At 38.6% G+C, this 15,308-nt stretch carries 10 protein-coding genes and 2 pseudogenes; 7 read left to right on the top strand and 5 right to left on the bottom strand.

Annotated elements, in window-relative coordinates; translation table 11 throughout:
• Nucleotides 1-109: 109 nt before the first annotated feature.
• From P4S71_RS20205 to P4S71_RS20185, 5 genes are all read left to right on the top strand, one after another.
• Nucleotides 110-1,636 carry a fumarate hydratase gene (locus tag P4S71_RS20205; RefSeq protein WP_007375888.1) on the top strand — a complete coding sequence of 509 codons (1,527 nt, stop codon included), beginning with the start codon at nucleotides 110-112 and terminating at the stop codon, nucleotides 1,634-1,636.
• Between the two features lie 429 nt (nucleotides 1,637-2,065).
• The gene (locus P4S71_RS20200) at nucleotides 2,066-3,106 is read left to right on the top strand and encodes a Leu/Phe/Val dehydrogenase (protein WP_337120151.1); all 1,041 of its coding nucleotides are present in this window, start codon (nucleotides 2,066-2,068) and stop codon (nucleotides 3,104-3,106) included.
• Between the two features lie 185 nt (nucleotides 3,107-3,291).
• Nucleotides 3,292-3,930: a chloramphenicol acetyltransferase gene (locus P4S71_RS20195; protein WP_337151657.1), complete on the top strand. Its 639-nt coding sequence runs from the start codon at nucleotides 3,292-3,294 to the stop codon at nucleotides 3,928-3,930.
• Nucleotides 3,931-4,107: 177 nt separating this feature from the next.
• Nucleotides 4,108-4,932, top strand: coding sequence for a M90 family metallopeptidase (locus tag P4S71_RS20190; RefSeq protein ID WP_008138451.1), 825 nt, complete (start codon nucleotides 4,108-4,110; stop codon nucleotides 4,930-4,932).
• Between the two features lie 104 nt (nucleotides 4,933-5,036).
• A complete protein-coding gene (locus tag P4S71_RS20185) occupies nucleotides 5,037-8,216 on the top strand; it encodes an amidohydrolase family protein (protein WP_337151390.1) in 3,180 nt (1,059 codons plus the stop codon).
• A 40-nt stretch (nucleotides 8,217-8,256) separates the two neighbouring features.
• Here P4S71_RS20185 and P4S71_RS20180 read toward each other — a convergent pair whose 3' ends face one another.
• On the bottom strand, nucleotides 8,257-8,829 hold the full coding sequence (locus P4S71_RS20180; protein WP_337151389.1) for a TetR/AcrR family transcriptional regulator: 573 nt from the start codon (nucleotides 8,827-8,829) through the stop codon (nucleotides 8,257-8,259).
• A 96-nt stretch (nucleotides 8,830-8,925) separates the two neighbouring features.
• On the opposite strand from P4S71_RS20180, the gene P4S71_RS20175 reads away from it, so the two are divergent.
• The gene (locus P4S71_RS20175; RefSeq protein ID WP_007375881.1) at nucleotides 8,926-9,402 is read left to right on the top strand and encodes an HPP family protein; all 477 of its coding nucleotides are present in this window, start codon (nucleotides 8,926-8,928) and stop codon (nucleotides 9,400-9,402) included.
• Between the two features lie 31 nt (nucleotides 9,403-9,433).
• Here the strand turns inward: P4S71_RS20175 and P4S71_RS20170 are convergent, their stop codons facing one another.
• Nucleotides 9,434-9,790 (bottom strand): hypothetical protein, encoded by a 357-nt coding sequence (locus tag P4S71_RS20170; protein WP_007375880.1) that lies wholly within the window; start codon nucleotides 9,788-9,790, stop codon nucleotides 9,434-9,436.
• 150 nt (nucleotides 9,791-9,940) lie between these two features.
• On the opposite strand from P4S71_RS20170, the pseudogene P4S71_RS20165 reads away from it, so the two are divergent.
• Nucleotides 9,941-10,692 (top strand): annotated as a pseudogene (locus tag P4S71_RS20165) (Nif3-like dinuclear metal center hexameric protein).
• A 78-nt stretch (nucleotides 10,693-10,770) separates the two neighbouring features.
• Here the strand turns inward: P4S71_RS20165 and P4S71_RS20160 are convergent.
• The 3 genes and pseudogenes from P4S71_RS20160 to P4S71_RS20150 form a co-directional block, all read right to left on the bottom strand.
• Nucleotides 10,771-11,535: a YdcF family protein gene (locus tag P4S71_RS20160; RefSeq protein ID WP_337120154.1), complete on the bottom strand. Its 765-nt coding sequence runs from the start codon at nucleotides 11,533-11,535 to the stop codon at nucleotides 10,771-10,773.
• Nucleotides 11,536-11,589: 54 nt separating this feature from the next.
• Nucleotides 11,590-12,477, bottom strand: coding sequence for a LysR family transcriptional regulator (locus P4S71_RS20155; protein ID WP_007375877.1), 888 nt, complete (start codon nucleotides 12,475-12,477; stop codon nucleotides 11,590-11,592).
• A 422-nt stretch (nucleotides 12,478-12,899) separates the two neighbouring features.
• A pseudogene (locus tag P4S71_RS20150) lies at nucleotides 12,900-15,268 on the bottom strand (bifunctional diguanylate cyclase/phosphodiesterase).
• Between the last annotated feature and the right edge of the window lie 40 nt (nucleotides 15,269-15,308).

Raw genomic sequence — 15,308 nt, 5'->3', positions numbered from 1 at the left:
ATAAGTCAAATTTTTTGGCAGCACTAAGCTGCAAAAAACAGTGCAAACCACCGTCACCGGTTTGATTTAGATTACGCGACAACGCGTAACGGTAACTTAAGGAACCACTATGAGTACAATTTGTCAGCAAGACTTTATTGATAGCATTGAAGATGCATTGCAATATATTTCGTTCTATCACCCACTTGATTTTGTTCAAGCACTCGAAAAAGCGTACAACAAAGAACAAAGTAAAGCGGCTAAAGACGCCATTGCACAAATTTTAATTAACTCACGCATGTCGGCTGAAGGCAAGCGTCCACTTTGCCAAGACACCGGTATTATTACCTGTTTTGTTAAAGTAGGTATGGATGTTAAGTGGGATAAAACAGATTTAACCGTTCAACAAATGGTTGATGAAGGTACTCGTCGTGCATATTTAAATCCAGATAACCCTTTACGTGCATCTATTGTTGCAGACCCTGCTGGTACGCGTAAAAATACTAAAGATAATACGCCTTCGGTTGTGCATATTGATTTAGTAGCGGGTGGAAAAGTAGAAGTAATGGTTGCGGCAAAAGGCGGCGGCTCTGAAAACAAAAGTAAAATGGTTATGTTAAACCCGTCAGATGATGTTGCTGCATGGGTAGAAAAAACACTACCAACAATGGGTGCTGGTTGGTGTCCGCCAGGCATGCTAGGTATAGGTATTGGTGGTACGGCTGAAAAAGCAGCAGTAATGGCTAAAGAGTCGTTAATGGATCCGGTTGATATCCATGAACTAATGGAACGCGGCGCAGAGACAACTGAAGAAAAACTGCGTTTAGAAATTTTTGATCGTGCTAATAAATTAGGTATTGGCGCACAAGGCTTAGGCGGTTTAACAACGGTTGTTGATGTTAAAATTAAAACAGCACCAACGCATGCAGCTTCAAAACCTGTAGTAATGATCCCAAATTGTGCGGCAACTCGCCATGTACATTTTACGCTTGACGGTTCTGGCCCTGCTAATTTAAAAGCACCTAAACTAGAAGATTGGCCACAAGTAACATTTGAAGTAGGCGAAGGCACACGTCGTGTTGATTTAAATACACTGACTAAAAAAGATGTTCAAGAATGGAAAATGGGTGAAACCGTTTTACTTTCGGGTACTATTTTAACAGGTCGTGATGCAGCGCATAAACGTTTGCAAGATATGATCAATTCAGGTGAAGGTTTACCTGAGGGCGTAGACTTTGATAATAAATTTATTTATTACGTAGGCCCTGTGGATGCGGTACGCGATGAAGCAGTAGGTCCTGCTGGCCCTACAACAGCCACTCGCATGGATAAATTTACCGATATGATGCTAGAAAAAACAGGCATTGTAGGCATGATTGGCAAAGCTGAACGTGGCCCTGCAACGGTTGAGTCTATTAAAGAGCATAAATCTGTTTATTTGATGGCTGTAGGCGGCGCAGCTTACTTAGTATCTAAAGCGATTAAAAAAGCGCGTGTTGTAGCTTTTGAAGATTTAGGTATGGAAGCTATTTACGAATTTGAAGTAGAAGATATGCCAGTGACTGTTGCAGTAGACAGTGAAGGCGCCAATGCGCATACACAAGGCCCTGCTATCTGGAAAGCTAAAATTGAAGAGCTTGATAGCAAGCTAAAATAACGTACGTTTTGTATTTTTAAAAAGCGAGCCTAGTGCTCGCTTTTTTGTTTTTTAAATAGAGTTATTAGCAAGTTTACAGCTCTGACCAGTTTGCGAAAAAGCTTACTTTTTACTGGAAACCTATAGGCAGCGGTACGTAGCGGCCAGGTAGCACTTGTATATTAAACTTTACATGCAACAATTGTATTACGTTCACGTAAACGTAAGTCGGTGTGGTTCTTATATTTATAGTATTTAAAACTTAAAAATGACGGTTTTGTAAATTTTTTATCTATATAAAAGTTTTAATTAGGTTATTTAATTTAAGCTTAATGTTTTCATTGGTTTTATCATCTGTGAGTATAGCGAACACGTATATGAAGTGATAAAGTCTCGGCAATTTCCAGCGCGCATACCCTCTCACGGGTTAACTATTTCGGAGTATTTTAAGTGGCTGTGTTTAATCGAGTTGAATTTGATAACCATGAACAAGTGGTTTTTTGTTCTGATGAAGAGTCGGGTTTAAAAGCAATTATTGCTGTACATAATACCAACCTAGGTCCTGCAGTTGGCGGATGTAGAATGTGGGATTATGCAAACGACGAAGATGCTGTTTATGACGTGCTACGTTTATCAAAGGGCATGACTTATAAAAATGCAGTTGCGCGCTTACCCTTTGGTGGCGGTAAATCTGTAATTATAGGTAATGCGAAAAAAATTAAATCTGAGCAATTATTCCGTGCATTTGGCCGCCAGTTAGAGCGATTAAATGGCAGCTATTACTCAGCAGAAGATGTAAACATCACATGTGCTGATGTAGCTATCATGAATAAAGAAACTAATTACGTACTGGGTCTTGAAGGTAAAAGCGGTAACCCATCGCCATTTACAGCATACGGTACGTTTTTAGGAATTAAAGCAGCGCTACAGCATCAACGCGGTCATCAAAATTTTGCAGGTGTGAAAGTGGCTGTTCAAGGTTTAGGTGCTGTTGCTTATGGTTTATGTAAACATTTACATGATGCGGGCGCTGAGTTGTTTGTAACTGATATTAACCAAGCTGCCATTGACCGTGTAGTAAGTGATTTTGGTGCAACTGCGGTTGGCATTGATGACATTTACGACTTAGATGTTGATGTTTATGCACCTTGTGCATTAGGTGCAACCGTTAACGATTTAACGATACCGCGTTTAAAAGCGACTATTATTGCAGGCTGTGCTAACAATCAGCTGGCAGAATCTCGCCACGGTGAAGTTATTCGTGAAAAAGGCATTTTATATGCACCAGATTACGTAATTAACGCCGGTGGTATTATTAATGTTTATTATGAAACAGCGCCAGATGGTTACAGTGCAGCAGCGTCTAATAAACATGTTGAAGGTATTTTTAATACGTTAACTGAAATTTTTGCTCGCAGCGAAAAAGAGCAAAAATCAACGCATTTAATTGCTGACGAATTAGCCCAAGAGATCATTAAAAACGGTCTATAAATTTAAGCTAAAATGCAATAAAGGTGTGCAATTGCACACCTTTTGTTTATCTGTAAGTTAAGGGGTGTTGATCTTTGCGGATTTAACCTTGAAAGATCAACAGACCCTAATGCAATTATTACTGAACAGCGGTACACTTTATTTTTAATTTTGTGCGGCAAATTATGACTCCCTCAACTTCTCTCATGCAGCCCATCGATTTAGATAATTGGCCTAGAAAGCAACACTTTGAATTATTTAAACACTTTTCTCAGCCTTATTTTAATGTGTGTGTGCGTTTAGATGCTCAAGCGCTGTATGACTATTGCAAAACCAATCAATTTTCTTTTTTTCAAGCATATGTATATTGCACCTTAAAAGCGTGCCATGAGTACGATTCAATAATGCTACGTATAATAGATAATCAACCATGGTTACTTAATAGTGTTCGCGCAAGTGTGATTGAGTTGTCTGAAAACGATACGTTTGTTTTTAGTTATTTTAACAGCACAAGCGATTTTAAAGAGTTTGCAAATCATGCAAGTGACGTAAGCAAAAAAGCGAAATTACAGCCGTTATTTTCTGATGCATTTGCTCAAACAGAAGGGCAGGCAGATTTAATTCATATATCTGTTTTGCCGTGGCTGAATTTTAGTGCGTTTTCGCATGCATTTAGTGAAGGGCAGAGTTTAGGCATTCCTAAATTTGTATTTGGTCAGTTTGATAAACATACCGGTACAATGCCTTTAGCTATCGATGTACACCACTCATTAATGGATGGTTTGCACGTAGCGAAATTTATAAACACATTGCAGGGTACATTTGACTCCTTTTGCAAAGGTTAACTTTAAACACGTCATTTAACGGCAGTGCAAAGCAGTAAACAATTTATAAGTAATCTATAAGTAATCTATAAGTAATGCGATGTGAATTACTTTATATTCAAATACATAACCTTATATGCTTGAAAAGCACGTGCGCTGGACATATTTATATACCATATCTTAGCTCAGGAAATCCCCATGATAAATGGACTGTTAATTGTTGTTTTAATTCTTTTTGTGGTGATTTTCTGGCGCTGGCCATCAATTCAAAACCGATTATGGCGCAGTAAATATAAAGACTTTGCTTTAAATTCACAGCAAAAAGATATTTTACTGCGTTGTATGCCCATCTATAAAAAAATGACCGACGCTGACAGAGAAAAATTAGAGCGACATATTACGTGGTTTTTAAACGAAAAACGCTTTGTTGGTTGTGATGGTTTAAAATTGACACCCGCAATGAAGTTAATTGTAGCCGCTGATGCGTGTGTATTAGTACTTAATAAACCGTGGCCGTTATATAAAAATGTAAAAGAAATTTTATTATACCCAAGTGCTTATTACGCCCCGCAATCAACACGCGATAGTGCAGGGCTTGTGAGTTACCATAATGCAGTAAGGCTTGGTGAGTCTTGGCCTGGCGGCACACTAGTACTCAGTTGGCATGACGTGCTTGAAGGTAACCGCTTGCCAAGTGATGGACATAATTTAGTTTTTCATGAATTTGCGCATCAACTCGATCAAGAAACAGGAAAAACAACAGGCACGCCACTTTTAAAAAGCTCAGCAGATTACAAAGAGTGGGGCCGAGTATTTAGCCGCGCGTTTACGCAGTTGAAAAGTCATGTTGCTTATAGCATGCCACACGTTATTCACAGCTATGGTGCAACTAATGAAGCCGAATTTTTTGCTGTTATCACCGAAACCTTCCTCGAAAAACCCGCAGAGCTGCGCCGATACGATCCTGAAATTTATAGTATGCTCGTTAATTACTATCAATTTGACCCTATAGTTTGGCATTAAACTTATATAAACCGCGCTTTATCATATAACACTGGCAAGTTGTGCTTGTTTTTGTTGCAATTGTGTAAAATAGTTTTACAGCAACAAAAACAAGCGAGAAACGCATGAAAAAAATGCTTCATACAGTATTGGCATTGTCGGTGTCATTAGCGATAGGGCAAGTGAATGCCGCCGAAAAAGACGAACAAAAATGGCAAGTAGATTCACCTAAGGGGCAATTTGTTGACGCTGCAATTAGCGTTGAGCAAGGCACATGGATGAATGTAGATATTAGCCCTGATGGTAAAACCGTGGTGTTTGACTTACTTGGCGATATTTACACTATGCCAATGAGTGGTGGTACAGCTACAAAGCTCACCTCTGATATTGCATGGCAAATGCAACCACGCTTTAGTCCTAACGGCAAAAGTATTGCGTTTACCTCCGACCAAGGTGGTGGCGATAACATTTGGATAATGGACTTAAATGGCGAAAATCAACACGCTGTTACCGATGAAACCTTTAGATTACTAAATAGCCCTGCATGGAGTCCTGATGGCGACTACTTAGTTGCGCGTAAACACTTTACAGCTAGCCGCTCATTAGGTGCCGGTGAAGTGTGGTTGTATCATAAAGCGGGTGGCAAGGGTGTGCAGCTTACAAAACGCGAGAACGATCAAAAAGATTTAGGTGAGCCAATGTTTTCACCTGATGGTCGTTATGTATACTTCTCGCATGATGCAACACCCGGTAAAACCTTTCATTATTCAAAGGATTCTGTAGCGGGCATTTATAAAATTAAGCGCTACGACCGTGAAACGGGTGAAATTGAAACCATAATCGATACGATGGGCGGTGCCATTAGGCCTACACCGTCACCTGATGGTAAAAAACTGGCGTATATAAAGCGTGATGATTTTCAAACTAGTCTTTATTTATATGACTTAACCAGCGGTGAGCACACTAAGCTTTACGATAAGCTTGAGCGAGATATGCAAGAAACCTGGGCTATTCATGGTGTATACCCAACCATTGCATGGACACCCGATAATGAAGAACTGGTATTTTGGGCTGGTGGCACAATTCACAAGCTAGATGTTGCAGACAAATCTGTTAAAACCATACCTTTTAAAGTGCAAACAAGTAAAAAAATTCAAAAAGCGGTGCGCTTTACACAAAACTTAGATACTGATGAGTTTGATGTAAAAATGCTGCGTAATGTGCAAGTAAGCCCAGATGGCGAAACTGCAATTTTTGAAGCGCTTGGGCATATTTATAAACGTGATTTAGAGTCAGGTAAAATTAAGCGTTTAACAAAGCAAACTGATCATTACGAATTATTTCCACAGTACTCTCGCGATGGTAAAAAAATAGTTTACACCACATGGGATGATAACAAACAAGGGTCTGTAAGAGTTGTGTCTGCGCGTAGTGGTCGTGGCGATATAATTACTAAAGAGCCCGGGAAATATGTAGAGCCTACGTTTAGCCCAGATGGAAAGACGGTTGTTTATCGAAAAGCTACTGGCGGCAGTATTTTAAACCCTAAATGGTCACTTAATCCGGGGGTTTATAGCGTAAGCGCTAAAGGCGGTAAAAGTGAGCTTATTTCAAAAATTGGTTATCAGCCACAATTTGGAGATGCAAGCGATCGCGTTTTTATAATGAGTCCTTGGCCAAAACCAACGTTAAGTGTAGTAGAGCTTGAAAGTAAAAAAGTTAGCAAACTATACGAGTCAGAGCATGCGACAGAATTTAGAGTATCACCAGATGGCAAATATTTAGCGTTTGCAGAGCGATTTAAAGTATTTGTAACCCCGTTTGTACAAAGTGGTAAAACAATTAATATTGGGCCTAAAGACAGTCAATTTCCAATAGAGCAGTTATCGGTACGTGCTGGTGAAAACATTAGCTGGAGTGCTAAGAGCAACAAACTTTATTGGACATTAGGGCCTGAGCTTTATCATGCAAGCCTTGAGGGGATGTTTGCCATTAACAAAGCCGAAGATGCCGACTTTAAAGTGAAAAGTGGCGATAATATTGGTTTCAGTAAAAAAATGGCAGAGCCTAAAGGCATGATTGCGCTCACTGGTGCAAAAATTATAACGATGGACGGCGAAAAGGTTATTGAAAATGGTGTAATTATCACTGATGGCAAGCATATTAAAGCAATTGGTACAGCCAGTGAGATAAGCATCCCTAAAGGTGCTGAGGTTATTGATGTAACAGGCAAAACAATTATGCCTGGTATTGTTGATGCTCATGCACATGGCTCGCAAGCAAGTGACGAAATTATACCTGAGCAAAACTGGAAAAATTTTGCAGGTTTAGCGCTGGGTGTAACTACAATTCACGATCCATCAAACGATACCTCTGAAATATTTACCGCAAGCGAAATGCAAAAGGCAGGCATGATTGTTGGCCCGCGTATTTTCTCAACGGGTACTATTTTATATGGCGCAAATATGCCAGGTTATACGTCGCATATTGACTCGTTAGACGATGCAAAGTTTCATTTAGAGCGCCTTAAAAAAGTAGGGGCGTTTAGTGTTAAATCGTATAACCAGCCTCGCCGTGAGCAGCGCCAACAAGTTATTGAAGCAGGCCGGATGCTTGAAATGATGGTAGTACCTGAAGGCGGCTCATTATTACAACATAACTTAAGTATGATTGTAGATGGACACACAGGTATTGAGCATTCAATCCCTGTAGAGCACATATACGACGATATAAAGCAGTTATGGTCGCAAAGTGATGTTGGCTATACACCAACACTTGTAGTGGCTTATGGTGGCATTTGGGGTGAAAATTACTGGTACGATAAAACTGATGTGTGGAATCATCCACGTTTAAGTAAATTTGTGCCTAAAAATCAATTATTACCACGCTCTATGCGCCGCATTAAAGCGCCCGATCATCACTATAATCACTTTAATAACGCACGCGTTGCTGCTGAGCTGCAAGACCTAGGTGTATTAGTTAACTTAGGTGCTCACGGTCAGCGTGAAGGCTTAGGTGCACACTGGGAGATGTGGATGTTTGCACAAGGCGGAATGACACCGCTTGAGGCAATACGTGCATCGACACTCGATCCGGCTAAGTATTTAGGGCTTGATAAAAACGTAGGCTCGCTTGAAGTGGGTAAACTGGCTGATTTAATGGTTATAGATGGTGATCCGCTTAAAAATATTCGAGATTCGGATAAAGTAGATTACACCATGATCAATGGTCGACTATTCAATGCAGAGACAATGAATGAAGTGGGTAAAAAAGAACGCGAACTACTTTATTTTGAAAAACTGTAATTTATTTTGATCTTTTGGAAGCGGCTATTAGCCGCTTTTTTTAGCTTTGTGTTATGTGTTTTAGCAAAGTAATACTTGGCATAACGAGAGATTGGTTATGCATTACACGTGCTTGGCATATTAATCCCTCTTTGAGAGTAAGTAAGGTATGTGCAATTTCTAGCGCTTTAACTTTATTATTTTTGAGTTCGGGTGTAGCAAGTAATGCAGTTAAAATGATGTCTAATATGGTTTGTTTATGTTGCATACATTGCTTTGCTATAGGGTGTTGAGCATTAGGATACTCTGCTGCAGCATTTATAAAAAAACAGCCATTGAAATGCCCAAGCTTTGGTACTTGGTTGGCAAACCATAGTTTTAACCCAGTAAATAACGAAATAGCGACTTCAATAGCTAGTGGTTTATTACAGATCTCTTCAAACCAGCTATTAAACTGTGTATCTCTTTTGGCTAAGCACGCGCAAATTAACTCATCTTTACTGGCAAAATGATTATAAAGTGTTTTTTTTGCCACGTTAGATTCTGCTAGAATTTCATTAATGCCAACAGCATGTAAGCCTTTGGTGTAAAACAAAGTAAGTGCCGTATTTACAATATGTTCTTGTTTAGTCATTTAGTCTCCTCAAAAACAAAGGTTGACACAAGTAGACTGAATTGTCTACCCTACGTGTGTAGACAAGTCGGTCTACTTTTAATGTAAGAGATTAAAATGAATTTAAGTGATATCAAATTAGCCTGTGTTGCCGGTGTTTTTTCAGCGCTTGTGCTTGGATTTCTAGCGTGGTTGAACAACATGGGTGATTATGGGATATGGTTAATGGCACCCTTTGGTGCAACAGCAGTACTTGTATTTGGTATTCCAAATAGCCCATTAGCACAGCCAAAAAATGTGATTTTTGGTCATCTTTTAACTGCATTTGTGGGTATCGTTTTTGTAACTTATGTTGGCGATGGCAGTGCATCAATTGCATTGGCTGTTGGCATTGCAATTACACTAATGATGCTTACTAAAACAGTACATCCGGCGGCAGGTGCTAATCCTATTCTGATTATTGCATCAGGGCAGAGTTGGGACTTTTTGATTATGCCTGTATTAGCCGGGACGATGTTTATTGTTATTTGTGGCTTTGCTGCAAAATGGTTACTGGCTTTCTCGGTAAATAGCAGGCATAAAAAAACCGCTTAACGCGGTTTCTTTTAAAAATCATAAATGTTGATTAAACAACACCGCGCGGTAAGCGACAATCATGATCTTTACGAGCTAAAATTACAATCCAAAGCTCTTCCGCTGTGTAGCCTTCTTCATTTTCGGTAACAACAGTGAATGGGGCTTTTTTCTGTGCTTTTACAGGCGCAGCCGCTTTGGTTTTAGTTTTTTTAGCAGGCGCTTTGGGTGTCGTTTTACCAGAGCTTAATTCTTCAGTTAGCTCTACTAAATCAGCTAGGCGTAAGTTTTTACCGCCATCGATGCTGTACCAGCCAGGTTTAGTTGTGATTTCAGGTTTTTTACCATTGGCAGCTTCGTACGCTGATTCAAAGGCAGATAACACTTCTGTTTTGTCTAGTTTGCTCATCAGAGACCCTATACGTTGTGAACACAGATAAAGAAGACGTATTTATACCTATTTTGAATCAGTTTTTCAATTTTTTGCGATTTTCCTTTCATTTTTACGCCATAAACGCCAAAATTTGCACAAAATTCAGTGCTTAGTAAGGTAAGTTATATGCAACGTCGAGAATTTAACCAACTATTAAACGACATTTTGAAACCTCATACAATTAAAGATTTTTGCCCAAATGGTTTGCAAGTTGAAGGTAAAAATGAAATTAAAAAAATTGTGACGGGTGTAACCGCGAGTCAAGCATTAATAGATGCTGCTATTGAGCAACAAGCAGATGCTATTTTGGTTCACCATGGTTTTTTTGGAAGGGGGAATCCCAACCTATAACGGGAATGAAAAAGCGTCGTATAGGCGCGCTACTAGCTAATGATATTAATTTATTTGGCTATCACTTACCACTCGATATTCATCCGGCAATAGGCAATAACGCGCAACTGGCAAAGTTATTAGATATTGAAATAGTGGCTGGGCTTGAGCCAGTTACAAATAGCGTAGCAATGAAAGGACGTTTAAAAACGCCTCTAAATGGTGAAGATTTTGCAAATAAAATAGCAAAAGTACTTAATCGGGCCCCACTCACAAGCTTAGTACGCTCAGCTAAAATTGAAACTATTGCACTGTGCACCGGTGGAGGGCAAGGGTATATTGATTTAGCTGCAGAGCAAGGTATTGACGCGTATTTAACCGGTGAGGCATCAGAGCAAACAATTCATAGCTCTCGTGAGCAAAATATTGATTTTTTTGCAGCAGGGCATCATGCAACAGAGCGCTATGGTGTAAAAGCTTTGGGTGAGTTATTAGCGCAAGAGCATGGTTTTGATGTGATATTTATAGATATAGATAACCCAGTTTAACTAGGCTATCTATTAGCTAACCTGAACTTTGGTTGAAATAGATTTTATTGTCCAGAGTTCAGGTTAGGATTATATAAGTTACAGCGCCTCTGGATCTATCCAGCGGCGCAAACTTATCCATGTATTTCCTACTACTTCGTGACTATATTGCGTAACCACAAGTAAGGCTTGAGCATTTGGAATAAACAGCTTGCTCCACGGCAGCGCTGCAAAATTATGGTAATCAGTGGCTGCGGTTATGACTTTAATGCCTTGAGCATTAAATAAGTCTTTGGCACGGGGCATGTGCAGTACAGATGTTACTAGTGCAACTTTAAAGTCGACTAATTTTGATGCGAGTAACTTAGCTTCTTCACCGGTATCCATTGCTTTTGGGTTTTGGAATATACGGCTTTTATTAATTCCTAAACTCACCGCTGTTTGATACATAAGCCCGCTATTAGTGGTATTTTGATAGCCCCCGCCTGAAACTATAAGCTCTGCATTAGGGTAGTACTTGGCAAGTTTTACACCTTCGACTAAGCGCGTTAGCGCACAATTACCTAATTGATTATTTGAACTTAAAGCCGAATTTGGGTTTATGTCGCAACCTAGCACGACTATTTTGTCTATTTTAGGGTGCTTTAGGGCATTAAATGCAAGCGACGCAGGTTCATTATTTTGGATAATTAAATTGGCGATAAAGGGTGTACTCAATGCAAGTAATACAATTAAGCTTAAAGTAGATAAGAAGAGAGCTGATTTACGGCCTTTAAATGCGAGTAGGAGCATTAGACACGCAAATAAACCAAATAGAGGTAGTGGCATAAGTAAACCACCAATCATTTTTTTAATAATAAACATAATAAGCAACATAAAAACAAGAGTATTGCTTTATGTTACTCATTAGATTGCGATTTATCGACCGTTATTTAGCTTACAGGTATTTAAAAAATGGCGATAAACAGGGTTATCTTTCATATCTTTTTTCATTGCTAAGTACATCGGTCGAGTAAGCCCAAGCGCACCTAGCGGGATGGACTTTATTAAACCTTGGCTTTCATAAGGGGTAACTAGCCAATCAGGTAATGCAGCAACACCCATACCAGCACTCACTAATTGAAAAATAAGGAGTCCTTGATCAACTGTTTTTAAGGTGCCATCGAAACGTGCATTTTGAATAAAGTATTTAAAAATATCTTGGCGTTCGCGCGGGATAGGGTATGAAATAATGGTTTCGTTTTTCAAATCAAGTGCTGTTACATATGCTTTTTTAGCAAGTTCATGATCAGGCGCCACAATAAGCTTCAGTTTAAAATCAAACAAGTGCGCGTATTCTAATGTGTCGGGTTCACGTATATCAGACGTCAAAACTAAGTCGAGTTCATCGTTTAGTAGGTCAGGAATAGCGTCATAACTAAAACCACGCTCGTAATCAATTTTTATATCAGGCCAAAAGTTATTAAATTCTTTGATCGTAGGCAATAACCAATGAAAACATGCATGGCATTCCACACTTAAACGCAGTTGAGAAATAGGCTGGTTTAAGCTTTCTTTTAAACGGCATTTAGTCGCTTCCATTTTTGGTAATATTTCGTGAGCTAACTCAAGTAATAACATTCCTTGGGGCGTAAAGCGGACTGGCTGAGTTTTACGTTCGAATAATTGGCAATCTAATTTATTCTCTAAATCTTTGATTTGATGAGATAAAGCAGACTGTGTTAAAAATAATTCTCGTGCTGTATTAACCAAAGATCCTGTTTCTTTTAGGGTTGCTATGGTTTTTAAATGTTTAATACCAATCATCTTTAAAAATTCTCATGGAAAAAGTGAGTTTAGCTCAGATTAATTACATACTACGCCTATATAAAAAACGTTTCAACGTCTAGATGGCTAAAGCTTTGCTGTTTATTGTCATAAATTTATTAAAAATTTAAATTTCTAATGATAGAAGTCATTTAATACTGACTTTACAAGTTTTATATGAGTTTGCTTCATGTTGAATCAGAGGAAGGAAAAATAATATATATTTTAACTGGACGTGATTTTTAGCGTCGAAAATAACTGCTCGAGATAGATTTATTATCCATAGTTCAGGTTATCTAAGGATGATTTAATCATGGCGTGAAGTGTGTAGTGGGCTCGATAACTACTTCTGCGTTACTTTAGAGGCTTACATCCATGTAAGAATAAGTAAAACCGATTAACAAAGAGTAAAATCGGCTATATTATAGGGGGTTATTTATTAATAATATGGCTTCGTTTGCGCTGACAGGTTTTGATTTTAAAAACCCTTGCCCAAAATCGCATTGCGTCGATTGTAATATAGTTAGTTGTTCTACAGTTTCTATCCCTTCAGCTACGACAGCAAATTTTAATGATTGCGCCAGAGATAAAATAGCCTCAACCAACGGGTTAGTTGAATCTTGAAGGTGGTCAATAAAACTCTTATCAATTTTTAAAACATGAATCGGAAGTTGATGTAAATAGCCTAATGCAGAGTATCCGGTGCCAAAATCATCTAAACAGAGCTTAACTTTTAGAGGGGATAGGCCTTCTATAATTTGCGTTGCTAGATCTAAATTCTCTATTAAACCTGATTCTGTAATTTCTAGGCATAAAGAACCCAAAGGCAATTGATATTTGTTGTAAATAGCATGAATTTGCGCAACAAAATCAAGACTAGCAAAATGCCGAGATGATACATTAACTGTAATTTTTAAGAATCGATGACCTTGCTGGTGCCAGTCTGAAATTTGTTGGGCAGCTAAATCGAGCAAGTGCAAATCAAGGTTTATAATCTGCCCAGTGGTTTCAGCAATAGGAATAAAGTCATTCGGTGAAACAAAGCCTTTTTTAGGGTGATGCCAACGAACTAAGGCTTCAAAACCAATGACTTCACTTTCAGCGATGGTAAAAATTGGTTGAAAATAGAGTTCAAATTCGTTGTGCTCAATACCGTGTTGCAAATCGTTTTCGATATCAGCATGAGTCTTAAGCTTTTTACGCATGGTATTATTAAAAAACTTAACTTGCCCACGACCTGTCGATTTAGCCTCGTACATAGCGGCGTCAGCTTGTTGAAGTAATATATAAGCTTTATCATTTATATTATCACTATATGCAATACCGATACTGGTTGAAGCTTGTAATAAATGACCATCAACATCGATTGGTTTTGAAAGTACAGTTTGAATCCGTTTAAGCGCTTCGTTGACTTGGTTTCGATGCGTAATATTTTCCATGAAAATAGCAAACTCATCGCCACCTAAACGGGCAAAGGTATCGGTATTACGAACGGTGGCTTTAATTAAGTCACATATTCGAATTAAGAAGTGGTCACCAACTTCATGGCCTAGAGAATCATTAATACTCTTAAATCGGTCAAAATCTAAATATAACAACGCATGGCTGGTGCCTTTTTTGGCACGTGTTAGCCTTAATATAGCGTGCTTCGCACGTTCTATTAATAGTGAACGATTAGCTAGCCCAGTCAATTCATCGTGTAAAGCACGGTGTTCAAGCTCCTGGCGAGCAAGTTGCCTATCTATTGCCATGCTAATTTGACGGCTCACATACGTTAATAATGAGCTGTCATGCTCACTGTAATGTAAAGACTTATCATAACTTTGAACAACAATAACACCACTGATACGTTCATTTGCTTTAAATGGTACGCCCAACCAAGACTCGGATTGTCGGCCTATCATTTTGAAGTGGCCATCTGCTATTTGTTGTTTGTAATCTTTTTTTGTAAAAAGTAATGGCTGATCTTTTTGTAGTAAATAATATGAGGCAGTGTCTTTAAGTTGCTCTTTTGAAAATTTTTGATGGGTGCTTGTTTGAATACCCTCTTCAACAATGTAGACAATGTCGAGTATATCTACTTGTTTATCGTAAAGTGCAATAAAAAAATTATCTGCACGTAACAAGCTATTAATTATACCGTGAAGAGATTCAAAAAAAGTATCTAGGTCACTGGCTTTATAAGTTAAGTTAGCTATTTGTAAAAGACTATTTTCAAGTTTTTGCGCATTATTTAATTGCTCAACAGTTTGTTGTAAATTGTTGACAGTATTAACTTGGTTTATTTTGGCACTAAGTAAATGTGCGACAGTGGTGAGTATTTCAAGATGGGCATTAGTAAAATAGTTCTTAATGGGATGTTCACAATCAATTACCCCTAAAATTTGCTCTTTATATATAAGAGGAACACATAATTCTGACTGAGCAGGGCGTTCATCTGCTATATAGCGGCTATCAGTACTTACATCACCAAGCATCACTGCTTCACCGGTGCGTGCAACAAAGCCCGAAATTCCTTCACTAAACTGTATTACCTTTCGTTGCGCTCTATATTTGTAGCGTTGATGGGGATCCCCATAGATGCAACTTGGTTTAATATAGAAGCTGAGTCATCGGCAAGGTAGATAACACAATCAACAAAGCCAAGTCTATTAACGACTTGAGTTGTTACGTATTCTAGTAACTCATCTAGAGTATCAAGCTGTAATAAACTAGATGAAAACTGATTAATGATACTAAGCTGTTCAGTTTTTATTTCCAGAGCTTCATTGGTATCGACTTTGTTCGACATAGGCAGCTAATTTTATTCTTTATATTTATAAACACAGCGA

It is taken from the genome of Pseudoalteromonas sp. B62 (assembly GCF_037162565.1).
Taxonomy (GTDB): Bacteria; Pseudomonadota; Gammaproteobacteria; order Enterobacterales; family Alteromonadaceae; genus Pseudoalteromonas; species Pseudoalteromonas fuliginea.
This window is presented reverse-complemented; position numbering and strand designations above follow the sequence as displayed.